The sequence below is a fragment of the Deltaproteobacteria bacterium GWC2_55_46 genome (assembly GCA_001595385.3).
Classification (GTDB): domain Bacteria; phylum Desulfobacterota; class GWC2-55-46; order GWC2-55-46; family GWC2-55-46; genus UBA5799.
Map to the genome: position 1 here is coordinate 577,241 of LVEI03000001.1, position 21,824 is coordinate 599,064.

At 56.9% G+C, this 21,824-nt stretch carries 18 protein-coding genes; all 18 read right to left on the bottom strand.

Going from position 1 to position 21,824, the window contains the following annotated elements; all coding sequences use genetic code 11:
- Positions 1-30: 30 nt before the first annotated feature.
- On the bottom strand, positions 31-2,397 hold the full coding sequence (locus A2V21_302765; GenBank protein OIJ73280.1) for a hypothetical protein: 2,367 nt from the start codon (positions 2,395-2,397) through the stop codon (positions 31-33).
- A gap of 225 nt (positions 2,398-2,622) precedes the next feature.
- Positions 2,623-3,324 carry a hypothetical protein gene (locus tag A2V21_302770; protein OIJ73281.1) on the bottom strand — a complete coding sequence of 234 codons (702 nt, stop codon included), beginning with the start codon at positions 3,322-3,324 and terminating at the stop codon, positions 2,623-2,625.
- 36 nt (positions 3,325-3,360) lie between these two features.
- On the bottom strand, positions 3,361-4,695 hold the full coding sequence (locus tag A2V21_302775) for an acetyl-CoA carboxylase biotin carboxylase subunit (protein ID OIJ73282.1): 1,335 nt from the start codon (positions 4,693-4,695) through the stop codon (positions 3,361-3,363).
- A 46-nt stretch (positions 4,696-4,741) separates the two neighbouring features.
- Positions 4,742-5,191: an acetyl-CoA carboxylase, biotin carboxyl carrier protein gene (locus A2V21_302780; protein ID OIJ73283.1), complete on the bottom strand. Its 450-nt coding sequence runs from the start codon at positions 5,189-5,191 to the stop codon at positions 4,742-4,744.
- Between the two features lie 9 nt (positions 5,192-5,200).
- The gene (locus A2V21_302785; protein OIJ75023.1) at positions 5,201-6,253 is read right to left on the bottom strand and encodes a hypothetical protein; all 1,053 of its coding nucleotides are present in this window, start codon (positions 6,251-6,253) and stop codon (positions 5,201-5,203) included.
- A 46-nt stretch (positions 6,254-6,299) separates the two neighbouring features.
- Positions 6,300-6,659: a hypothetical protein gene (locus A2V21_302790; GenBank protein OIJ73284.1), complete on the bottom strand. Its 360-nt coding sequence runs from the start codon at positions 6,657-6,659 to the stop codon at positions 6,300-6,302.
- A 13-nt stretch (positions 6,660-6,672) separates the two neighbouring features.
- Positions 6,673-6,882: a hypothetical protein gene (locus tag A2V21_302795; protein OIJ73285.1), complete on the bottom strand. Its 210-nt coding sequence runs from the start codon at positions 6,880-6,882 to the stop codon at positions 6,673-6,675.
- A gap of 80 nt (positions 6,883-6,962) precedes the next feature.
- A complete protein-coding gene (locus tag A2V21_302800) occupies positions 6,963-8,039 on the bottom strand; it encodes a 3-dehydroquinate synthase (protein ID OIJ73286.1) in 1,077 nt (358 codons plus the stop codon).
- A gap of 81 nt (positions 8,040-8,120) precedes the next feature.
- Positions 8,121-8,633, bottom strand: a complete 513-nt coding sequence (locus tag A2V21_302805; protein ID OIJ73287.1) for a hypothetical protein — start codon at positions 8,631-8,633, stop codon at positions 8,121-8,123.
- Positions 8,633-9,832, bottom strand: a complete 1,200-nt coding sequence (locus A2V21_302810; protein ID OIJ75024.1) for a chorismate synthase — start codon at positions 9,830-9,832, stop codon at positions 8,633-8,635. The genes A2V21_302805 and A2V21_302810 overlap by 1 nt, the downstream gene beginning before the upstream one ends.
- 131 nt (positions 9,833-9,963) lie before the next feature.
- Positions 9,964-12,720, bottom strand: coding sequence for a hypothetical protein (locus tag A2V21_302815; GenBank protein OIJ73288.1), 2,757 nt, complete (start codon positions 12,718-12,720; stop codon positions 9,964-9,966).
- A gap of 69 nt (positions 12,721-12,789) precedes the next feature.
- Complete coding sequence (locus tag A2V21_302820; protein ID OIJ73289.1) at positions 12,790-13,305, bottom strand: hypothetical protein; 516 nt, start codon at positions 13,303-13,305, stop codon at positions 12,790-12,792.
- Complete coding sequence (locus tag A2V21_302825) at positions 13,305-13,937, bottom strand: hypothetical protein (protein ID OIJ73290.1); 633 nt, start codon at positions 13,935-13,937, stop codon at positions 13,305-13,307. The genes A2V21_302820 and A2V21_302825 overlap by 1 nt, the downstream gene beginning before the upstream one ends.
- Positions 13,937-14,497 (bottom strand): hypothetical protein, encoded by a 561-nt coding sequence (locus A2V21_302830; GenBank protein OIJ73291.1) that lies wholly within the window; start codon positions 14,495-14,497, stop codon positions 13,937-13,939. The genes A2V21_302825 and A2V21_302830 overlap by 1 nt, the downstream gene beginning before the upstream one ends.
- Complete coding sequence (locus tag A2V21_302835; protein ID OIJ73292.1) at positions 14,494-15,561, bottom strand: pilus assembly protein PilM; 1,068 nt, start codon at positions 15,559-15,561, stop codon at positions 14,494-14,496. The genes A2V21_302830 and A2V21_302835 overlap by 4 nt, the downstream gene beginning before the upstream one ends.
- Positions 15,562-15,571: 10 nt before the next feature.
- Entirely contained in the window at positions 15,572-15,769 is a 198-nt protein-coding gene (locus A2V21_302840) for a transcriptional regulator (protein ID OIJ73293.1), read from the bottom strand.
- A 397-nt stretch (positions 15,770-16,166) separates the two neighbouring features.
- Complete coding sequence (locus A2V21_302845) at positions 16,167-17,447, bottom strand: hypothetical protein (protein ID OIJ73294.1); 1,281 nt, start codon at positions 17,445-17,447, stop codon at positions 16,167-16,169.
- Positions 17,434-21,810, bottom strand: coding sequence for a hypothetical protein (locus A2V21_302850; GenBank protein OIJ73295.1), 4,377 nt, complete (start codon positions 21,808-21,810; stop codon positions 17,434-17,436). Before A2V21_302850 ends, A2V21_302845 begins: the two co-directional genes overlap by 14 nt.
- Positions 21,811-21,824: the final 14 nt, after the last annotated feature.

Consider the following 21,824-nt stretch of genomic DNA (forward strand, 5'->3'; position numbering starts at 1 on the left):
GGCCCGTCTGTCCTCTCTCGACTTTTCGGCTCACAGGAGCTCTACCTCGATAAGCCCGTCATCGAGCGGCACCATCGGCCTGTGGCTCATCGATTCATTGACCTTCGAAGCGATCTCCCTGAACGAAGGCGCAAGCTCGTAGATGCCCTTGAATATCTCCTCGGACTCCTCAGTCTCTCCGGCGGCCTCATAGGCGAGCCCGAGCTCGTACATCATGCCGATCCTCTCCTCGATCGAACGGCCCTCTACCTTTATACCCTTAAGATAATAGCCCACCGCCTCCTGAGGCTCGTCCATCGCCATGGAACAGAGCCCGAGCCTCGAATAGCAGTCGAACTCAAGGCGCGGGTCCTTGAGGGCTATCTTGAACTCTTTTGAGGCCTCGGCAAAGAGCTCCATCTCCATGTACGCTATCCCCAGGTTGTAATGGGTCTCGGAGTCCTCCTTGCTGAGCTGCTGACCGATGCCGGTCTTGAACTCGTCGAAGGTCTCCCTTGATTCATTGCCTCCCCAGGGACCTGCGAGGTCCTTGAGAGCCTCCTCCATCCCAAGCTCGGCTGAAAGGTCGACATACTCCTCCGCCACGGAGCCGGCTGGCTCAGCCGCCTCATGAGGAGCAGGCTCTATCTTCTCCATAAGCTCGTCTATGGCGGAGGAAAGGTCTTCAAGGGACTCTTCCGTCTGGAATCCGAGATCCTCGCCCTTCTCTTCCGGAAGCGGCTCCTCCTCAATAGCTTTCAGATCTTCTTTGATATCCTCTGCCGGCACAGGCTCCGTAGAGTCCAGCACCCCTGAAGGGCTCATGCCCTCTTCAACCATGCTCTCGAGCGCTTCTATCTGAGGGCTCTCAGCCTGGGCCGCCTCTTCTGATTCAACCGGCGGCGGTTCATTCGATATGAGTTCGAATTCTATTTCCGGAGAAGCAACAGGCTCAGGCTGGGCCACTTCCTCGACAGGCGCGGAATGTTCCTCTTCAGCCAGAAGAGGAACGGCCTCAACCGCTTCTACCTCCGCGCTCTCTTCTACCACCTCTGGCTCCGCCTCTTGCGGATTAAAGGCCTCTATCTCTATCGCATAAGGCGCCTTTGGCTCCTGCTCGCTAAATATCTCTTCGGCCGCATCCTGAAGCGGCTCTTTAACCTCGGCTTCGGGCAGCACCTCTTCCTGAGCCGCCACTACAGGAGCTGCATCTTCCTGCGGCGCGACATCTTCTACAGGCGCTGCCTCAACATGGAGCTCGAATTCTATTTCGATTTCAGGGGCCTCTTCAAGTGGTGGCTCACCTGCAGGGGCAGCCTCTGGCGTGCCCTCCGCTTCCATCAAAGGCAGTTCGCCCTTAAGGAGGTCTTCAAGCTCTATTTCGATCTCACCTGATGAGGTTTCTGTCTCCGCCTGGACATCAGGCTCTTGTTCCGCAACCGGCACATCGACCTGCTCCAAAACGGCATTGGCAGGCTGATCTGATTCCTCGAAGCCTTCTACCGATATCTCAAGTTCCTCTTCAGGCCATGAGATAAGCGCCGGCTCACCGGTAACGGGAGGCGCGGCCTCGGCCTGAGGCGCGCTAACAGCCTCGACCGGTATCTCGACAGGCTTTTCCTCGTCCTTCTTGAGCTTTTTAAGGAAACCGGCGGCTTCCGCGTCGGCAGGCTTTATCCCGATTATCTTCTCAGCCGTTTCCCTCGCCTCGTCGCTCCTGGCCGAACCCTTGTAATATTCAAAGAGCAGTTTTAGAAAACGGGTCTGCTGGAAGGTATCGCCTTTTAACCTGTAGAGCTCGGCGAGGCCGGTGATTATCTTCTCATCGGCGGGGTTGGAATTGTAGAGCCCGAGGTAGACCTTCTCGGCTTTGTCCAGCTTGCCCTGCTGGACGAGCCTGTCGAAGATGAAGGAGTATTCAGCGAGCGCGTCCTTGTCGAAGGAAAGGCGCTGGTAGAGTTCAGCGAGCTTGAGCCTGACCCCGATATTATTCGGGTCGACCTCGACCATCTTCTTGAGGAGATCAAGCACCTCGCTGGTCTTGCCGCGGCGCTCGAACCAGGCCACGATATAGCTGTACTCGCTTATGGCGTCGGCTATGAGCCTCTGCTTGGTATAAAGCTCAGCCAGCTTGTTGTGCACTTCCAGGGTGTCTTCGAGCTTCAGTACCTGCTTGTAGACTGCTATGGCCTTGAGATAGAAGCCCCTCTGGGCGTTGGCCCTGGCCGCCTCGGTATACTCCTTCACGGCCTCGGGCTTCTTCCCGAGCTTTACGTAGAGGTCGCCTATCCGAAGGCGGATGGAGATGTCCCTCGGGTCAGCCTCGGCGGCAGACCTGTACTCGGCTATAGCCTTGTCATAGTAGCCCTTCTGTATGAGCTTCTGGGCCTTGTCTATGAGTTTTTCCTTAAGAGCCATATCCCCCCGAGTCTAATATATCGGCAGCTCCTTTTAAAAACCAAAGGGAAAACCTTTGACAAATTATATCATAATCCGGTTTTTGAGGAAAAACAATCACTTGGGAGAGATACGTTCCACTGGACAGGAGGCGGCAACTGTTTACCCGGCGAGTTGGTGAAAAAATGCCGAAATGACGATTTTTGAAGACTATGGTCGCAGAGCGGGCTTATTTTAAGCAGCCTGTCAGAGTGCTTGCGCCTCATCTTCCCGGGTAAGCCCTGAGAGATCGAAGGTGACGCCAAATCCCTCTGCGAATCTTTTGACCAGAAGGGATCTGAGCTCTGAGGCGCTAACAGTGCTAAACTCGCCTGCCGAGGCCATCTTCCCGGCGATCCCCGGGCCGAAGACCATATCATTAAGCTCGGTGTCAGGGCCCATGAGTATTGAGCCGTGCTGGAGGAAGGCTTTTCTAAAGCGCCTCTGGGCGCTGCCGACGATCTTCCTTCCCCCGGCGAGGACCTCGAACCTCGAAGGCGACTGGAAACAGGCCCGGTTCTTCGCTCCCGAGGCGCTGCCCTTGAAAAGGGCGGCCTCCACCCCGGCATCCCTGAGCGCCGCTGTAATGCACCGGCTTATGACAGAGTAGCTCTTCAAGATGCCGCCTGAGAAAAGGGGGTCTCCGCAAAGGCCCGCTACCGAATAGGTCACCTCGTGCCAATGGAGGACCGCCCTGCCGCCGGTTATCCTCCTCACGACAGGAAGGCCGAGGCCGGCAAACGGGCTCTCGTCCTGCAGATAGCCCAGTGAGATGGTCGGACGGTCCCAGCCGTAAAGCCGGAGCGTGGGAGCGCCCTCCCCCGACTCAAGCGAGCCGAGGAGGAAGGAGTCCCTTGCCATGTTCACCGCTCCCGGCAGGTCCTCATCCAGTATAAGCCTCCATTGCATAAGGCCTGTCTTCGTCATATGCGGATTTTAGCAGAGTTACGTAAATCTGGAGAGGAAGTCTATATTGGTCTTTCCAGCGATGAAGTCGTGGTCCCTCATGATCTTAAGGTGCAGAGGGATATTGGTCTTGATGCCGCCGATATGGAATTCCTCAAGCGCCCTCGTCATCCTCGCTATCGCCTCCTCCCTCGTCTCCGCGTGGACGATGAGCTTGGCAAGGAGGTTGTCATAATGGGGAGTAACGGTGTAGCCGCAATATATGGCGCTGTCGAGCCTCACGCCGAGGCCGCCGGGCAATATGAGCTCGGTTATCTTGCCTGGGCAGGGCATGAATGACTTTGGGTCCTCCGCGTTTATCCTGCACTCTATGGAATGGCCCTTCATGGAGACGTTCTTCTGCTTTATCGGAAGCTTCTCCCCGAGGGCTATCTGAATCTGGGACTTCACGAGGTCAATGCCGGTTACCATCTCGGTCACCGGGTGCTCGACCTGGACCCTGGTGTTCATCTCCATGAAATAGAAGTTCTTGTTCTTGTCGAGCAGGAACTCGACCGTGCCGATGTTCGTATACCCTATGCCCTTGGCAAGCTTCACAGCAGCCTCGCCCATCTTCTGCCTGAGCCTTGGGTCGAGGGCCGGAGAAGGGCACTCTTCGAGTATCTTCTGGTGCCTCCTCTGTATGGAGCACTCCCTTTCGCCGAGGTGTATGATGTTGCCGTGCTCGTCGGCCATGACCTGTATCTCGATATGGCGCGGCAGCTCGCAGAAACGCTCTATGAAGACCTCTCCGTCGCCGAAGGCCGCCAGGGCCTCTGTCTTGGCGGTATTGAAGGCGCTGCCGAGGCTCGCCTGCGTGTGAACGAGCTTCATGCCACGTCCACCGCCTCCGGCCGCGGCTTTTATGAGCACCGGGAAGCCTATCCTCTTGGAGACCTCAAGGGCCTCCTTCTCGTCGGCCACGGCATGGTCGGACCATGGGAGCACCGGGACCTTGAGCTCCTCCGCGAGCTTCTTTGCCTGTACCTTATTTCCCATGAGGCGCATGGTGTTCGACGTGGGCCCTATGAACTTTATGCCGCACTTCTCGCATGCCTCGGCAAAGCCGGAGTTCTCTGCGAGGAAGCCGTAGCCGGGGTGCACAGCCTCGGCATCAGCGACCTCCATGGCGCTTATAAGGGAAGTTATATTGAGGTAGCTGTCCTTGCTCTTCGCCGGGCCTATGCAGATGGCTCCGTCGGCAAGCCTTGTGTGAAGGGACTCCCTGTCTGCCTCGGAGTATACCGCCAGGGTCTTTACTCCCATTTCGCGGCAGGCCCTTATTATCCTTACGGCTATCTCGCCCCTGTTTGCTATCAGTATCTTATTGAACATGGTTTCCTTGGCGGGCCGCTGCCTCCATGAGGCGCGGGACGGCTTGCTATTTGGAGACCTCTATATGGAAGAGCGGCTCGCCGTACTCGACAGGCTGCCCGTTCTCCACGAGGATCGACACGACCTTTCCGTTATACTCGCTTTCGATTTCGTTCATGAGCTTCATAGCCTCTATGATGCACAGGGCCTGTGCCTTCCTGACGACGCTGCCCGTCTCTATGAAAGGCGCGGCGTCCGGGGCCGGGGACCTGTAGAATGTGCCGACCATCGGAGAGGTAACGACCTTTATGTTGTCGGGCCTGGCCTTCTCATTCTTAGCGGCCTCGACGGATTTTGCCTCTTCCGGGGCGGCCGCTGGCGCGGCAATCGCCTCTTGTACGGCGTAGGCGTTGCCCCGTTTGAGCCTCACCTTGCCTTCCGGCCCCTCGAGCTCGAACTCGACTATGTCGGTCTCCCTCAGGAACTTGTAAATGGCTTTTATATCCTTAATATCCATCAATCCTCCTCAAAGTATGACGAGATCCCGTATGGAATTTGTGAGCATCTCGCATCCGCCCTTTTTGACAAGGACCATATCCTCTATTCTTACTCCACCCCATCCCGGAATATATATGCCGGGCTCGACCGTTATGACCATCCCCTCATGGAGCACGTCCTCGCTTATAGGGCTTATCGAAGGCCCCTCGTGTATTTCAAGGCCTGTGCCGTGGCCTGTGCCGTGGGAGAAGTACTTGCCGTACCCGGCCTTCTCTATATATCCCCTTGCCGCCGCGTCGACGTCAGAGGCCTTGACCCCGGCCTTGACCGCGTCAATGGCAACGGCCTGCGCCTCTTTAACTATCCGGTAGACTTCCTTCTGCCTGGCCTGAGGCCTTCCGACAGAGAAGGTGCGGGTCTCATCCGAGTTATACCCGTCCTTGATTACCCCCATGTCAACTACGACCAGCTCGCCTTTTTTTATCTTCTTCCCGGAGGCCTTGCCGTGCGGGAGCGCCCCCCTCGGGCCTGAGGCGATGATCGTATCGAAGGCCAGGGCTTCAGCCCCTCTCCTCCTCATGGCCACCTCTACGGAGAATGCGGCCTCTTCCTCCACGGCACCGGGCTTTATGAAGCGCATGGCGGCCTTGAAGCCCGCGTCAAGTAAAGAGGCCGAGGCCTTAAGGCGCTCTATCTCGAAGGCGTCCTTCCTCTGCCTGAGCTTGCCGACGACCCCGGCGGTAGGCTTGAGCTTTACCTTTGAAAGCGCCTTGTCGAGCTTCGAGTATGTGCTGAAGTTCAGGTTTGCCGCCTCGAAGCCGAGTGTCTTGACCTTCAAGCCCTTCGCGATATCCGCTATTTCGTCAAAGGCCTTCTTGAATATCCTGATCTTACAGCCCCTGACCTCGGCCTTTGCCTGCTCCGTATAACGGGGGTCGGTCAAAAAGAAGGCCTCGCGGGGCGTGATTATCATAAAGACGTTGGAGCCGGTGAAGCCTGAAAGATATCTGGCGCTATTGATATCGCTTACAAGGATGGCGTCTACCTTCTCGGTTTTAAGCGCCGCCTTTAAGCCCTTGATCCTCGCCCTGTGATCAGCCTTTGTTTTGACCGCCAACTTGATCCCCTCAGGCAAGCTCAACGGAGGCCGCCTCCGCGGCCCTCCTCAAGAGATATCTCGCCTTCCCGATGTTAGAGTCGTGGACGAGCACGAACGCTATGTAATAGTCCTGTGTCGCCATCCTCAAGACAAGGTCGCTTGAGGCTGTCGCGACCATCACCTCTTCTACGGCGCCCAGGTCAAGGAGCGCAGAGGCTTTTTTTATCTCGTCTATTACCTTGCCGTACTCGACCCCTACGGTCTCGACGTCATATCCGCCGGACTTTATGTACTGATCTACCGAGATACCGTCCATGCCCATGAGAGTGGCCGCTACCGCGCCATCCACCCCTTCGACAAGCCCCCTGAGTATCTCCCTGAAAGACATCCGTTAGCCCTCTTCAGTTCGCGTCCTGGCGCGGCTTTTTCCTTCCGCGCTCGGCAAGCCCCTTGAGCCTCTCTATCCTGAAGATCAGGGACTGGTCCCAGGGGCTGGTATCCGCGAGTATCTTGTAGATCATCAGGGCGTCCTCATAGTGCCCCTGCCCCTCAAGGACCTCAGCCATCGTGGCTGTAAAAAACATGTCGTCTCCGGCCTTTATGTTGCCCATAGCTTTATTAAACCCGGTTTAATGACCTAAATTATTAAAGAAAGCTCACCAAGTCAAGGAGGAAAACGCAACTCATTGAATTACTTTGCGAAAGAGGAGAGGTACCCTGTGAGCTCGTCCTCCCCGGCCTCCTTGAGACAGACCTTGCCTATCTCCTCCGCCAGTACGAACCTTATCTGCCTTCCAAGGACCTTTTTATCGAGCCTCATGGCATCGATGAAATCCTGCGGGGCGATGGCCGGGGGCGATGACGGCAACCCGAGGGAGTTCAACAGGGCCGTTATCCTCGGCTCGCAGTCCTTGCACATGCCAAGCCTCGCGGAAAAGGCGGCTGCCATCGCCATGCCTATGGCCACCGCCTCGCCATGCCTGTAGGCTCCGTAGCCGGAGACGGCCTCTATGGCATGGCCGAACGTATGGCCGAAGTTAAGTATCGACCTTATCCCCTCTTCCCTCTCGTCACTGCCTACGACCTCGGCCTTTATCTCGCAAGACCTGACGATGGCATTGACCAACGCATCCCCTGGCGCGAGCAGTTTCGATGAGTTCTCCTCAAGGAAGCTAAAGAAGCGCGGGTCCCAGATGACCCCGTATTTTATGACCTCGGCAAGCCCTGCCTTACAATCCCTCTCGTCGAGTGTTGTCAGCACGTCAGGGTCTATGAAGACGGCCTTCGGCTGATAGAAGGCGCCGATCAGGTTCTTCCCCTTTGGGTGGTTTACGGCGGTCTTGCCGCCGACAGAGCTGTCTACCTGGGAAAGGAGGGTGGTAGGCACCTGGATATATGGGACACCCCTTAAATAGGTCGCCGCCACGAACCCGGCCATGTCCCCGATGACCCCGCCGCCAAGGGCGACTATGGGGGAATTCCTCTCGAACCTGTGCTCTATTAAAAAATCGAATATATTCGAGGCCTCGGCAAGGCTCTTGTACTCCTCACCGTCAGGTACAGTCACAAATTGGGGGGTGAAGCCGGATGAGGCAATGCTTTCGGCAACAGTACTTCCGTATAGCCCTCCCACCCTCGGGTTGGTGACTATGGCGGCCCTGCCCTTGAGTCCAAGTCCCTTCATAGCGGGGCCGATGTCCTTCAATATCCCCCGTTCAATAGAGATATCATAGGACCTCTCAGCCAGCTCTACCTTTATTCTTTTCATCAGCACCAGCTAACAGGATTTATCAACTTATAACACAAAGCGATTGTTTCTTCAGCGTTTTTCTTCCGCGATTTTGGGTTTTCAGCGCCCCTCTATGAAACTGCTAATCTTCTCAGCTACCTTCTCGATGCTTACACCTGTGGTATCCACCTCAAGGTCGCAGTCCCTGTAAGCCGCCTCCCTTTCATCAAGGAGGGTCTCTATAGCCTCTCTCCTGTCAGGTCTGGCAAGGAGCGGCCTGTCGGTCCTGTCACCAACGCGCCTCAACACCTCGTCTACCGACGCCCTCAGACAGACGAGCCTTCCCCAGGCCTTAAAGAGCGAGCGGTTCTCTCGACGGATAACGGCCCCGCCTCCCGTGGAGACGACAAGAGAGCTGCCGAAGGCCCCTGAGGCGAGCTTTTTAACAACGCCTGATTCGAGATCCCGGAAGTATGGCTCGCCTTTTGAGGCAAAGATATCTTTGATCGTCATCCCGGCCTCAGCCTCTATAAGCTCGTCCAGGTCAACGAACTTGAGCCCGAGCCGCCTGGCAAGGAGCCTCCCCACGGTCGACTTTCCAGTGCCCATGAAGCCGGTAAGTACGATATTCATCAATAGGCCGCTATTTCCTTCAGATACCCCTTGTAATTGCGGGCTATCTCTTTGATCGAATCCCCGCCGAACTTTTGAACGAAAGCGTTGGCGACTTCAAAAGCGGCTACCGATTCGGCGATCACCGCTGCGGCCGGCACAGCGGTCACGTCAGAGCGCTCAACGCTCGCCTCGAAAGGCTTTTTAGAGCCTATGTCAACGGACTTGAGCGGCTTATAGAGCGTCGGTATCGGCTTCATGGCCGCCCGGAGCACGATCGCCTCTCCGTTCGACATCCCGCCCTCTATACCACCAGCGTTGTTCGTCTTCCTCAAAAACCTCGGCGTCTGAGGCCACCATGAGCCTGCCGCCTTCCCCTTTTTCGAATAGAATATCGCGTCATGGACCTCTGAACCGGGGCGCGACGCTACCTCGAAGCCCATGCCGACCTCGACCCCTTTTATCGCCTGAATGGACATGAGGGCAAATGAGAGCCTTGCGTTAAGCTTCCTGTCCCATTGAGAATAGCTTCCGAGCCCGGGCGGGACGCCCGTAATAACGACCTCAAAAGCCCCTCCAAGGCTGTCTCCTGCCTTTTTAGCGCTATCTATCCGCCTCATCATCGAGGTCGAGGCTTGAGCGTCAGGACACCTCACCTCCGAGCCCTCCGCCCTCCTGAAAATGGCCTCTGCCTTCTCATCTTTAATGCCGGCGTGCACTCCGCCTATCTCCACCACCCAGCTGTAGACCTTTATGCCGAACTCGTCGAGGAGCCTCTTCGCGAGCGCACCAGCGGCGACCCTCATCGTGGTCTCCCTCGCGCTCGAACGTTCAAGCACATTCCTTAAGTCCCTGTGTCCGTACTTGAGCCCGCCGGAAAGGTCGGCATGCCCTGGCCTCGGCCTGGTCACAATCCTGCTTGCCCCAGCCGAAGGAGAGACGACCCCGGGGGCCATGATCTCTTTCCAGTTCTCCCAGTCCCGGTTTTTTACCTGAAGGGTTACGGGAGAGCCAAGTGTAGCGCCGTGCCTTACGCCTGAGGTTATCTCAACGGCATCCTTCTCAATCTTCATCCTGGCGCCCCTGCCGTATCCGGACTGCCTTCTGGCCAGGTCTGCGTCTATCTGCGCGGCCGTTATCTCAAGTCCTGCCGGCATGCCTTCTACGATGGCCGTGAGGACCGGTCCGTGTGATTCTCCGGCTGTCAGGTATCTGAGCATCTTCTCCATCCCGAATAAATGTTTTTGGCCTGCGGTTTAGCCTATATTTATATACCTTTTTAGCCCTCCCATAAATAAAAAAATGCACCCTTCGGGGTGCATTTTTTATGACCGCTAAAAAAGTTGGCCCTTTAGCCTACCGCCTTCTCCTTCATTATCTTGGGCGTTATGAATATAAGGAGCTCTGTCTGAGAGTCTGTCGTCGATTTGCTCTTGAAGAGCCATCCGAGCACCGGGATATCCTTGAGGTAAGGTATGCCCTTGTCGGTATCGTTCCTGTCGGTTATGACTATGCCGCCGATGACCGTTGTCTCGCCGTCTTTTACCAGCACGTCGGTCGTAGCCTCTTTCTTGTTTATAGAGGGCTGTCCGCCTGACGTCCTGAACGTGCCTATCGAGTTCCTCGACGCCTTTATGTTCATGAGCACGCTGCCGTCGGGCGTGATGTGCGGGGTGACGGTGAGGCTCAAGTTGGCGTCAACGAAGGTCGTGGCGGTGCCTGAGGCCGAGGTCGTCTCAAACGGGATCGACTCGCCCTGCTCTATCTTTGCTTCCTTGTTGTCAAGGGTGGTGACCCTCGGCCTTGATATGGTCTTAAGCTGTCCCTGCGATTCACCAGCCGAGATCCTGAGATCCAGGATCAACGGGTCGCCCAGCCTGCCGAATATGAAGCCGAGAGCTCCAAGAGTCCCGGCGGTACCGGTAGCCGGAAGGTTAACGGCGTAGTTGGTAACGCCTGTATTCCCTGAAAAATCCTGCTTCTGGGCTGGGTAAGCCACTGTGTCGCCATCGAAGGTCGCTGTCTGCGTACTGGGGTCGGCCCCGAACTGGCCGACCTGCGGGGACGAACCAAAGATATTGGTGTGTGTATTGCTGCCGGTCTTGAAGTCCGCGCCCCACTGTATGCCGAGGTCGCGAGCGAAGCTCGATGACGCCTCGACTATCCTGGCTTCTATAAGGACCTGCGGTATCGAGGTATCGAGCTTTGTTATCACGTTCCTGGCCGACTCGATCCCCTTCCTGATGTCCTGCACTATAAGGGTATTGGTGCGCTTATCTGTCGTGACCTGCCCCCTGTCGGAGAGGACGCTCTTTACCTGTTTTACGAGGTCTTCGGCGACGGCGTAGTTGATGGCCACGAACTCGATATCCATCTCCTCGAGCTTCTCTTCGGCCTTCTTGGAGGCAAGGAAGGCCTCGCGCTCCTGCCTTATCTTTATCGCCGGGGCGACCCTTATGACGTTGCCGAGCTGGACGCTGTCGAGGTCCTTCGTCTTCATGATGATATCGAAGGCCTGGTCCCAGGGCACGTTCTTGAGCCTTAACGATATAGTCCCCTTCACGTCATCAGAGGCTATGATGTTCATGTTGCTTATCTCAGCCAGGAGGCGCAGGACGTCGGCTATATTGGCGTCCATCATGTCGAGGTCGACCTTCTTGCCGGTATACTGCTTTTCGGGCACGGCAGCGGCGTCTTCCGCGGTTATGACCTTATCTTCCCCGGCCGCCACCATGGCTTCCTGAACAGGCTGCGAGAAGTCTATGACGAGCGCGTTGCCGGCTTCCTGCACGCTGTACCGGGCCTTCTCCTTGAGCTTGATGAGCACCCTTACAGAGCTGGGGCTCACGGAGTCCTGGTACGAGCTTACGCTTACGACCGTTGTACCGAGCTTTGAGGCATCGAGCGTCCTTACAAGCTCGTCAGGGATGGTCGCCCCCTTTATATCGAGGGCTATGGTCTTGCCGTCCTTGCCTTCCCTTACCCGGTACTCGGTCTTGGCTGAAGTCGTGATGGTAAGCCTGCCCTTGTCGGCGACCTTCTTGTAATCTATCGCCTCTACCGCGGCCTCCTTCACGATGGCTTCTGCGGCAACAGGGGCCTCTATGACCATTGGTTGCGCCGTTTCCACCGGCTTTACCTCAGGGGAAGCCGCCCGTACCGGCGTCGGCGCTGCAGCCTTGACGCCGGGGCCGATGGTGACGACGATAGCGTCATTCTCGACGCTTATCGCGTGCGGGGGGAGCGTCTTACCGGCCGCGTCAAAGACAAGGCGCGTCTTGTCGGCGTAGCTCCCTATCCTTACGCCCTTTACGAACTTATCCTCAAGCTTCTTCAAGTCCTTCCCGGTGGAATTGGTGACGCCCCAGATATCTACCACGATCCTTGCCGGCTTTGAGAGCGCGAAGGATGTGTTGTTGCCGGCCACCCCGTCCGTTAAGACCTTTATTACCGTGTTCCCGTCCTCTGTGGCCGATTCTATCGCGGTTACCTTTGAGGCCTGCTTCGCGCTCTTCCCAGCCGGTTCTTCTTTTACCTGCGCCGGAGCCGACGTCTCACTGGAGACCGCCTCCTTTGCGGGTACACTCTCTTCGGCAAGAGGCACCTCGGTTACGGCCTCGCTCGACGCCATGAGAACAGAGCCTGGCTCGCTACCGGCCGTATCGGCGGATTTTTTAAGGCTTACGAGTATGCTGTTCTCGCCTGACTTGACCTCGTGGTCTACCCCTTCCTTGAGGCCTATCGTTATCCTGCCTATATCCTTGTTCTCGCCATATGCGGCAGTTGATATCTCACCGAGAAAATCATTGCCCACGGCAAGGCTCGGGGCGATCTTACCGAGGTCTACTCCTGGCATATCTACAATGAGCCTTGACGGGTCTGAGAGCTTGAAGACCGTGTACCTTACGGTCCCCGTAGTCCCTATGAGCACCCTGTCGCCCTCGCCGACGACGTTTATATACTCAACGGAAAGCTTCGCTTCTTCGCCTGGAGAAGCCGCGCCGGCCTCCTCGCCAGGGCCTGCCTGTATATCCTTGGGACCTGTAGAAGCGCAACCTGAGAAGGTAAGCGCGCCTCCGAGCACGATACCGAAGAGGGCCTGCCTCAACCGAACTTCTCTCAAACTCATAAAGACCTCCGTAAACTACTGCCCTTGGCGGCTATATTGGTCCCACACCTACTTCTGCTTTTCAAGTAAACCGAGTTCCATCTCTTCGCTGGATTTCACCTTGCCATCTTCATCCCTTATCGTCTCGCGCACCACGACGCTTCTCGGGGTGAGCTTCACGACCTTGCCTTCCCTTGTGCCGAGGACGTCCCCGCGCCTTATGACGTACCTCTTGCCGTCCGGCGCCTGTATGAGGGCAAAGCCGGAGTCCTCTCCGACCCCGACCACGACCGCTACGAGCTTGAAGGCGCTAAGCTCGCAGCACTCGAGCGGCCCCTTTATCTTCTTGGCCCCCTCAACGCCCCTCATTACCACGAGGTGGCTCTGGAACGGGTTCCTGAGCCTGAGTTCGTCCCCTTCTTTATGCTCCTCGGCCTTCGGGGCGAGCTGTTCTTCGGGGGCGGCCTTCTTCTGCACGGCGGGTCTTTTTACCTGGACCTGATCCGTCTCCTCCGCCTTGTTGCAAGAGGCGGCAACGAACGGAAGCATGGCCAGCACGATGATCGTAATGATGGTCCTTGCCATTACTTCTTCTTCGCTCCCTTCTTCTCCCCTTCCTTCTGCGCCCCTTCTTCACCGGCCGGTATGAACCTGAACGTGGTAGCCACGAAGTCAGCCTTCAATACCGGCACACGGTTCCTGTGGCCGAGGGATTTAATGTCCAGGTTCCCGAGGTTCACTATCCTGGGCAGGCCGCCTATCTTTACGCTGAACTCGTAGAGGCTCTCGTACCTGCCCTCGACGGTCATCTTGACCGGGACCTCCGCGTAAAAGCCCTTCGCTATTTCCTTGCCGGGCTTGAAGATCTGTATCTTCAGGCCGGATTTTTCGCCAGAGCTGCTTATTGCGTCTATAAGGTCCGGTATCTCCTTCTCGTTCGGGAGCTGGGCGACAGCCGCGGCAAGCCTGGCCTCCATCTCTTCTTTCTCCCTTATGTACTTCGGGATGTCGGCGGCTATCTGCCTGTTCTCGTTGAGCTTCACGGTAAGCTCCTGAAGCTGCTGATCGAGCTCCTTCACCTCAACGTACTTGGGGCCTATGAGGAACCAGTACAGGATGCCGACAAGGGCGACGTTCACAGCTACGGCTATCGTTATCCTCTTCGAGAGGGGGAGCTTAAGTACGGAGTCCAGGTTTATCTTCAGGGAAAGTGCCATTACTTTGTCTCCCTGGCCGGTTTTTGCTTCTCAAGCCTGATGATGAAGTTCACCACCTCGGCCCCAGCCTCCTTCTCAACGACCCTCTGGGCGACGTCGAGCTCTACCGTCCCCATGTTGGTCTTCTGAAGCCCCCTCATGAACTCGGCTACCACCTCGTCGTCAGAGGCATAGCCCTCTATCGTTATCTGGAAGCTTTCATCCTTGAGGCTCTTCATCCAGGCCTTCTGGGGAATCGCCTCGCTTATGTTCTTAAGAAGCTTCACCGGGCCGGTCCTGCCGGTCTCGAGCTGGGTTATTATCCTGAGCTTCTCCTCAACTATCCTCTTCTGCTCTTTTATCCTGGAGAGCTCGCCTATCTTCATCTTGAGGTCGGTTAGCTCCTGGTTCCCGGCCGCTATCTGCCCGTTGAGGCTACTGGCCTCGCTCCCTACGACAAGGTAGGAGGCTATCGACACGGCCGCCACCAGAAATGTGGCCAATCCGGCTACCGTGAGCTGGAACCTTATCGACTCTTTCTTCTTGGCCGCCCTTACCGGCAGCAGGTTTATGCGTATCATCTGTCGGCGAACCTCCTTGTGGCAAGGCCGACCGCGACGCCGAAGAAAGGCGCCGCCTCCTTGAGCCTCTCGCGGTCGAACTGCTTGGAGCTGGCCTCGATGCTCTTGAAGGGGTTCACGACCTCCACCGGTATCGAGGTCTTGTCCTGCATCAGGTTTTGCAGCCCAGCCACCTTCGACCCGCCGCCGGAGAGGTATATCTTGCTGACGTACGAGCCCTGCGCGCCGCCCAGGAAGAAATCAAGGGACCTCTTGACCTCGAAGGTGAGGTTGGTGGATACCGACCCGACGGAGGAGGCAAGCTCGGAAGATTCCTGCTCGGAGGCCGCTTTCCTTCCGGTCTTCAGGTCCTCCGCGTCCCTGAAGCTAACGCTCAATTGCCTCTGTATCTCCTCGGTGAACTGGTTGCCTCCCATGGGTATGGACCGGGTGAATATGGTGAGGCCCCCGAGTATCACGCTGATGCTTGTTATGCTGGCGCCGATATTGACCATGGCGATGTTCTCACCAGGGGCTATCGGGTAGTTTATCTCCATCATGTTCTCAAGGGCGAAGGAATCGACGTCTATGACGACGGGGTTGAGCCCCGCCTCCTTTATGACGTTGGTGTAGTCGTTTATGACGTCCTTCTTGACGGCCACGAGCATCACGTCCATCTGCCCCCTGCCCTCGGAGTCGGCCCCGAGTATCTGGAAGTCGATGTTTACGTCCGAGATGGGGAACGGGATATACTGCTCAGCCTCCCACTGGATGGAGTCGGCCAGCTCATCCTCGGTCATCGCCGGGAAGCTGACCTTCTTGATAATGACGGAATGGCCTGTGAGGGAGGATACGGCGTCCTTCACCTTTACGCCGTGTTCCTTTACAAGGTCCCTCAAGGTGTTCGTGACGGTCATCGAGTCGATGATGGACCCGTCCACTATCGCCTCCGGCGGGAGCTCGGCCATGCCCATCTTGATGAGTTCCCAGCCCTTCTTGGCCCGGTTCATCTGCACAAGCTTGATGGAGTTGGAGCCGATATCGAAGGCCACCGCGTCCTTCTTCCTCGTAAACGAAAAATTCATTTCACCCCCGTCAATCCAGGAAGACCTTGCCTTTTTCTGTCACCTTGAGCCCTAACGCGTAGATTATCTTCCGCTTCGTCTCAAGCCTGCAGGCATAGCCCCTTTCGATCCTGTCGATGGTAAGCGAGGAGACCCCGGCTTTCCTGGCGAGTTCGGATTTGCTGAGGAGCATGCCCTCACGTATCTTTTTTAGATTATTTTTCGACATGGCACAAGCACATAAGTCACAACACCTTCAGGGTATTTTATCGGAAGAAATCAGAAGTCGGTCAGACCTGAACGTATTTAGATGAAATCTATGTCAACGTTCTATAATTGTCAACTGATTTCTTTTAATTGACCTATAATTAAATATAATATCGGAGCAAAGGGACAGGGCTTTAGCTTTTTCTAATTTCCTTTTTCGCGACAGTGGGTTACCTGGGTGAGCGAGCCTGTTCCCTATAGCAGATTATTGAAAAACACAGTTTTGTTCAGGCTGCTTGAAAAACCATATGCGAGGCCCTATTGAAATGGGGAGCGAGGAAGAAAGGCGTACTTCTTTGGTACGCCGTAGTAGAAGCCTCTGAAGCCAACTACGCGGATGGATATTTTAGAGCAGCCTGCTACAGCCTCTTCCACAGGATTATCGACGAAGTGCTGTTCTCCTTGGCGACGTCCTCAAGGGTTGCCTGGTCGTATGAGACCGTTATATTGCCGTTTATCGAGACGGTATTGTCCGCCATTATGCCGCCTGTGACGTTCAGCTCGCTGCCGCCGCCTGAAAGGGTGAGCGTGCCGAATACGTATATCAGCCCCTCATAGGTGAGGCTCCCGCTGAGCTTGAGATCGCCGGTGACGACAAGTATGCCGCGCCCGGTGAAGTCGCCGGATATCTCGGCCTCCTTGCCTCCGGAGTTGTCTATGTAGATCATGGTCGAATAGGTGTCCCCGGCCGCGTCGCCCCAGTCCTGGACAACGGTGTCTATCTTGCCGCTCGCCGGCATATCGTCACCCGAAGCGCTGCATGTGGCGTTCTTGCACTGATGCTTCTCGCTTGCGAAGTCTATTATCTTGGATATATCCTCGCCCAGGTATGTGGTCATGTCGTCGTTTGCCTTGGCGGCGCAGCCGGCGAGGGTGTCGTCGCAGGTAGTGCAGCCGCCGCCGCCTGCCTCCTTGACGCCTCCGGTTATATTAGATGCGCCTCCGGATATGGAGATGCACGAGTTGGTATTGATGGCCCCTTCGGTATCGGTATTCAGGTTGCTTGAGCCCACATAGGCGACGACAGTCCTGGTCGTGCCGTTGGATGTGCCTACAGATGTCACCTCGTATACCGGGAGCTTGCCGTAGCTTATGTATGTGGCGGTGTCGGCGAGCTTGAAGTCCCTGCCGTACATGACTATCTCGACAGGGCTGGCGTTGCAGGTCCAGGATGCAGGTGAGGTAGAGGCGTTCCCTGAATTGTTTGGCCCTGCGCCATTGCTGTCGCAGAAGCCTTCGGGGTTCGTCTCGTCGAGGTAGCTGATAGTCACGGCATAGTTAAGGTTATCGGCGCTATTCCTGTCGCCTCCCACGTCGACGCCGAAGTCCTTTGAGCCGTCCGAGTTCCATGTGGTCGTCCGGTATCCGGCATCCCCTGTGAGCTCCCCTACGTGCCTGGCGTTCCCTGTCGGCAGATGGAGCCTCGACATCGTCTCGTTTATCCCAGCCTCCGCCAGCTGAAAGGCGGTCTTGGCGTCGCGCTCGTTACGCGAGAGCTGAACGTCGGTGGTCATGTTCATCACCAGGCTGAGGCCTATTATGGTCATCGCCATCATGGTGACGAGCGCGAGTATAAGGATAAAGCCACGCTCGTCCCCCGCCGTCCCCTTAAGGGTAGATCTCCTGTCAGTTCGTCTCATTCCACTCATTTGAATACCCGCTCTCTTCCGGCGTCCCGCAGGTGTCGTAGGCCGTAAGCTTGAAGTAGTATATCCTCTGGTTCAGGTTGCCCTGGTCACCCTCGACAATAACTGAGGTAGAACCCGAGTCCGCCGTAGTACGCAGGAACCAGTCGGCGACTATGTCGCTCCCGGTGCAGTTGGGTTTGTTCTTGGCGCAGACCTTCTCGTAGACCCGGTAGCCGGCAAGGTCCGTTATCGCCGAGTTGTCGGTATTCTGCGTTACAGCCGTCCATGAAAGTGTCACATTCTGCCCTGTGACAGAGCCGCTTAAGCCCGTAGGGGCCTTCGGGGTATTGGTGCACGGGTCTACCACAACGCTTATGGTCTTGGTCGTCGGCGAGGCGTAAGGATAATAGACCGAGATGGTGTCAGTCGTAAGCGTCAGGAGCTTGCCGCTATCGGTCACGTCGCTGGTCGTAGTGATGGTCTTGTTGAAGGTGCCTGTGGCCGCGCCGGTCTCGGTTATGGTCGGGGCGTACTCGTCCGGAGCGAGGCTCGTTGTCTTGAACCCGGTAAAGCCTGCCGTGGTGTTTATGGTCTCTATCGTCGTTCCGTAGGTATACGGGGCGTCGTTCCTCATGGCGAGACAGTCGACTATCGTCACATCGAAGCTGTCGCCCCTGTATATCGAGGTCGGGCTCACGGAAAGGGTCGCCTGGCTGGTACTGCCAACGCAGGTGGCGGCGGTATTGGAGGCGCTGCTCAAGCGCTCCTCGGTCGAGCACGAATTAAGCGCCTTTACCGTATAGCTGTATACGCCCGTGGCAACGGTATCGGTATAGGTAAGGCCGGCCTGGTCGCTCCCTTGCTGAGTCCCATTCCTGAATATCCTGTAGGTTATGCTGTCAGAAGCGTCGATAGAGGCGCCGGAGGTGTAGGTTGTAACGGCATCCCATGACAGAAGAGCGGATGCCGCGCCGCCCGTGGAGGTGAGGTTCGCAGGCGCGCTCGGCGTCACGTCGCAGACGTCAAAGTCCATCTGGTCGTAGACATAGGCCCCGTAGTCAATCTCCGGGTCCCGGTCCCAGTTGCCGTCGTTGTCGACCGCGACGATATAGTACCAGACGCGGTAGCCGTCGCTGGCGGGGATGTCCGCGCTCCAGATGTTGCCGCCGGTGTTCGTCATGGCTACGGCAGTATATCCGGAGGCCGGCGCCGTGGTCGTCGTCTTGACGGTTGTCTTGTAGTAAAGGGTAGCCGAAGAGACAGCCACCTTTGAGCCGGTGCTCGCGTCGGTGGTGTTGCCTGCTATGCTGGCCGATACCGTGACGGTAGCGCCTGAATCGACCACGACTTCCCCGTCCGACCCGGATGGTACTGTGTTAAGGCCGGTAGAGCCTGGCACGGCGTACCCGAAGGTCGGGCTCGAAGGCTTGTTCTGCTGCGTGGCCGTGATACTCGGGCCGAAGGGCACGGATATGCCTTCGGAACTTAACGAGACGGTCAGGTAAGATACGCAGGAAGATACGCCGGTAGAGTCGTTGGTCACCTGGAGCGTTATGAGGAGTTGGTCGTCCCGCATATCGACATAGCTATCGCTTGCGTCCTTGAAGGTGAAGGTCATGGGCACGTACCTTGCTCCCGCTGGCACAGTCGATGAGGCAAGGGAGGCGTTCGAGACCACTCTCGTGTAAGGCGAGCTGCCGCCGGAGGCCGTAAGACCAGCGGCAAGGCTCGTGGTAATCGTACCCATGCCGCTCCTGCCTCCGCCTATCTTTATCTCCCTTAAGTAGGCCGAGGAGTTCACCCAGTATACGGTCGCTCCGGTTATGGTCATGGTGCCGGAGCTGGTGTTGTTGAGGAACATGGTGACGGTATTGTGCCTTTGCGCCGATGTTACAGAGCTAGACCCGTTGCCAGAGCCGGTGGAGCTGTCGATATCGACCCCGGTGAGCACGGCCCTGTGGTCGTCCTTCGTGCAGCCCCCGGCGCCAGGGCACTTCTCGTCCCTTATGATGCTCCCGGGCATTACAGGGCCGAGGAGAACCGAGTTGAGGTAGCCGGAGATCATGTTGGCCCGTATGGTAGCTTCAGACGGGTTCATCTTCTCATATGGGCAGTCGGTCGTAACGATACGGTAGTAATATGTCGTGCCCTCCGAGGCTGTGGTGTCGTTAAAGGACGATCCCCAGTAGGGGGCCACGCCGGAGATCATGGTCGATGCCGAGAAATCCGCGCTCGTCGACCTGAATATCCTGTAGCCGGCGAGGTCGAACGGGTTATCCGGGGTAGAGCCCAATGGGTTGCTCGTATCGCTCGGCACCTGGGTCCATGCAAGTGACACTGGTGTTGAGCAGCAGGAGACGCTCGCGCTGGTTACGGCCGGCGGCTTCTCGCCTGAGGGCGGATCCTCGTCGCAAAGTATCGTCGTATCCTGCGCGCCGGTAGGGGCTGACCCTCTTGAGCACAGGTTAAAGGCCACAGCCCTGTAAGAGTAAGTGCCGGTATCGGCGAGCGCAGGCGGGCCAGGGTTCTCAAGTGTCATCGAATCGTGCCAAAATGAGGTCGACTGCGACCTTTGCAGCTCTGCTACCGTAAATACGCCGCCAGAGTCGGGGATGAGCCTCGCGTCCGGCGTCATCGATGTATTTACCTGATAGCAGCCTGAAGCGAGCGGGTAAGTATCCGTGTCGGTCAAAAGCTCAGGGTACGTCGCGCTTTCGTTGACGTAAACGCATGTATGGCTTACCTCCGGCTCATCCGGCGGAGGCGACACCGGCGGCTGAGTAAGGGAGACCGCGACCCTCTTCCATCCGGCGTTAGCGGAAATTGACGGGGCCGACGGAGCGGTTGAGTCATTGGGGGCTGTATCAGAGCCGGTTACAGAGGCAAAGCCGGTTCCGGCGGAGCAGGCTGTGGAGCCATCGCCGCAGGTGGCGTCGTAATCGTCCTGGACGTACTTCTCCTCGTCGGAATCGCCGCCGGAATCGGATATAAGGGTCGTGTCGCACTTGACCGGGGCGATGGCGTAATAATACGTCTGGCAGCCGGTAAGGCCGGTATCGGTAAAGCTCGTGGCTGTCTGGCTCAATATAGTTGGTTTGCCGCTTCCAGTCTCTCCGGCTATCCACTCGACCTCAGTCTGGGTCGCCGGGTCGAGCGGGTAATCGGAGAAGGGGCTCTCTGACCTGTAGACCCTGAAGCCAATTACGTCCGGGTTGTTAGTTGTGTCATAGGCTGTCCAGCTAATGGCCACCTGACCGTCCGAGGAGCCGTTTGCGCCGGAAAACCCTGTTACCGCGGAGGGCTTGACGGGGTTGAGGGTCGAATCATCTGAGCCAGCGTCGAAAACAGAGTTGCTCCCTGCCGGGTTGCCGTAGACCTCGGAGGAAAAATCGCTGTGGTTGAGGGAATTGTCATATGCCTTTACAGCAACGTAATATGTAGTGGTAGAGCTTCCATCGGAAGGCGAATAGGATAGCGTCGGAAGACCAGGCGCCATCGTGCACTCATAGTCCGAGCCCGTATCCGAACAGGTATAGTTACTCCCGGAAAGGATGGTCGTCGGTACGTTCACGACGCCCTCATAGCTTCCGGACGAGACGCCGTAATATATCTTGTAGCCCAGGACGTCGCCCTCGGCGTTCTTTGTCCATTTCACCTTGAGCCTGCCGCAAAGCCCCGGGTCCCTCACCTGGATGCCCGTCGGGCCGGCTGGCGCATCGCTGTCATTGGCGACCTGCCCGAGTCCGATGTTACGAAGCCTTATGTGTGTTTCAAGCGTAAAGGTCGCCGGCGCTCCGGTGCTCCCTATATTCGACTTTGTACGCGTCACCATGTTGACGGTCACGAACTTTACGCTGTTCCGGTCTGGCTGAGTCGACGTATCGGCGATCTCTGCGCCGTCGAGGTCGTAATAGGTAAATGTTATGCTGTTCACGTACGGGGCCACCTGCTCGGTAGAGCCTGTCGTCGCGTCACTTAAGTTGTCGGTCTTTTTTACGAGGTACTGGACGCCGCCGGTGGTCTGCAGCCAGTACTTGACCTTGAGCCTTTTCCCGGCGGTGAGGCTTAAAGAGGTGTCGGTCTCAGGGTCCGTGTATATGAACTCGATCAGGCTTGAGGTGGCGTCGGTTATGACGTCCGCGGTACCGGCGGCATATCCGGCGTTCATCAATTCCCTTTCGAGCATGTTAAGAGAGACCCTCGCGTTCTGCTGTGCCTCTACCTTCAGGTCTTCGATCTGCGACTGCTTGAAGAAGGTAGTGTAAAGGGAGTAGATGGCCAGGGAAACGACCGAGGTTATCACTATCGCTATGAGGACCTCGACCAGCGTAAAACCCCTTTCGCGGAACCGTCCGGGCCTTGTTATGAGTGACATGCAATTGTGGGCCA

What these genes read in the sequence shown, in the direction of transcription:
- A2V21_302810 (OIJ75024.1), bottom strand. Translation starts at nt 9,832, where the DNA reads ATGCTCAGATACCTGACAGCCGGAGAATCACACGGACCGGTCCTCACG.
- A2V21_302825 (OIJ73290.1), bottom strand. Translation starts at nt 13,937, where the DNA reads ATGGCACTTTCCCTGAAGATAAACCTGGACTCCGTACTTAAGCTCCCC.
- A2V21_302790 (OIJ73284.1), bottom strand. Translation starts at nt 6,659, where the DNA reads ATGTCTTTCAGGGAGATACTCAGGGGGCTTGTCGAAGGGGTGGATGGC.
- A2V21_302770 (OIJ73281.1), bottom strand. Translation starts at nt 3,324, where the DNA reads ATGCAATGGAGGCTTATACTGGATGAGGACCTGCCGGGAGCGGTGAAC.
- A2V21_302805 (OIJ73287.1), bottom strand. Translation starts at nt 8,633, where the DNA reads ATGAATATCGTACTTACCGGCTTCATGGGCACTGGAAAGTCGACCGTG.
- A2V21_302845 (OIJ73294.1), bottom strand. Translation starts at nt 17,447, where the DNA reads ATGAGACGAACTGACAGGAGATCTACCCTTAAGGGGACGGCGGGGGAC.
- A2V21_302830 (OIJ73291.1), bottom strand. Translation starts at nt 14,497, where the DNA reads ATGATACGCATAAACCTGCTGCCGGTAAGGGCGGCCAAGAAGAAAGAG.
- A2V21_302835 (OIJ73292.1), bottom strand. Translation starts at nt 15,561, where the DNA reads ATGAATTTTTCGTTTACGAGGAAGAAGGACGCGGTGGCCTTCGATATC.
- A2V21_302775 (OIJ73282.1), bottom strand. Translation starts at nt 4,695, where the DNA reads ATGTTCAATAAGATACTGATAGCAAACAGGGGCGAGATAGCCGTAAGG.
- A2V21_302820 (OIJ73289.1), bottom strand. Translation starts at nt 13,305, where the DNA reads ATGGCAAGGACCATCATTACGATCATCGTGCTGGCCATGCTTCCGTTC.
- A2V21_302840 (OIJ73293.1), bottom strand. Translation starts at nt 15,769, where the DNA reads ATGTCGAAAAATAATCTAAAAAAGATACGTGAGGGCATGCTCCTCAGC.
- A2V21_302795 (OIJ73285.1), bottom strand. Translation starts at nt 6,882, where the DNA reads ATGGGCAACATAAAGGCCGGAGACGACATGTTTTTTACAGCCACGATG.
- A2V21_302850 (OIJ73295.1), bottom strand. Translation starts at nt 21,810, where the DNA reads ATGTCACTCATAACAAGGCCCGGACGGTTCCGCGAAAGGGGTTTTACG.
- A2V21_302780 (OIJ73283.1), bottom strand. Translation starts at nt 5,191, where the DNA reads ATGGATATTAAGGATATAAAAGCCATTTACAAGTTCCTGAGGGAGACC.
- A2V21_302765 (OIJ73280.1), bottom strand. Translation starts at nt 2,397, where the DNA reads ATGGCTCTTAAGGAAAAACTCATAGACAAGGCCCAGAAGCTCATACAG.
- A2V21_302800 (OIJ73286.1), bottom strand. Translation starts at nt 8,039, where the DNA reads ATGAAAAGAATAAAGGTAGAGCTGGCTGAGAGGTCCTATGATATCTCT.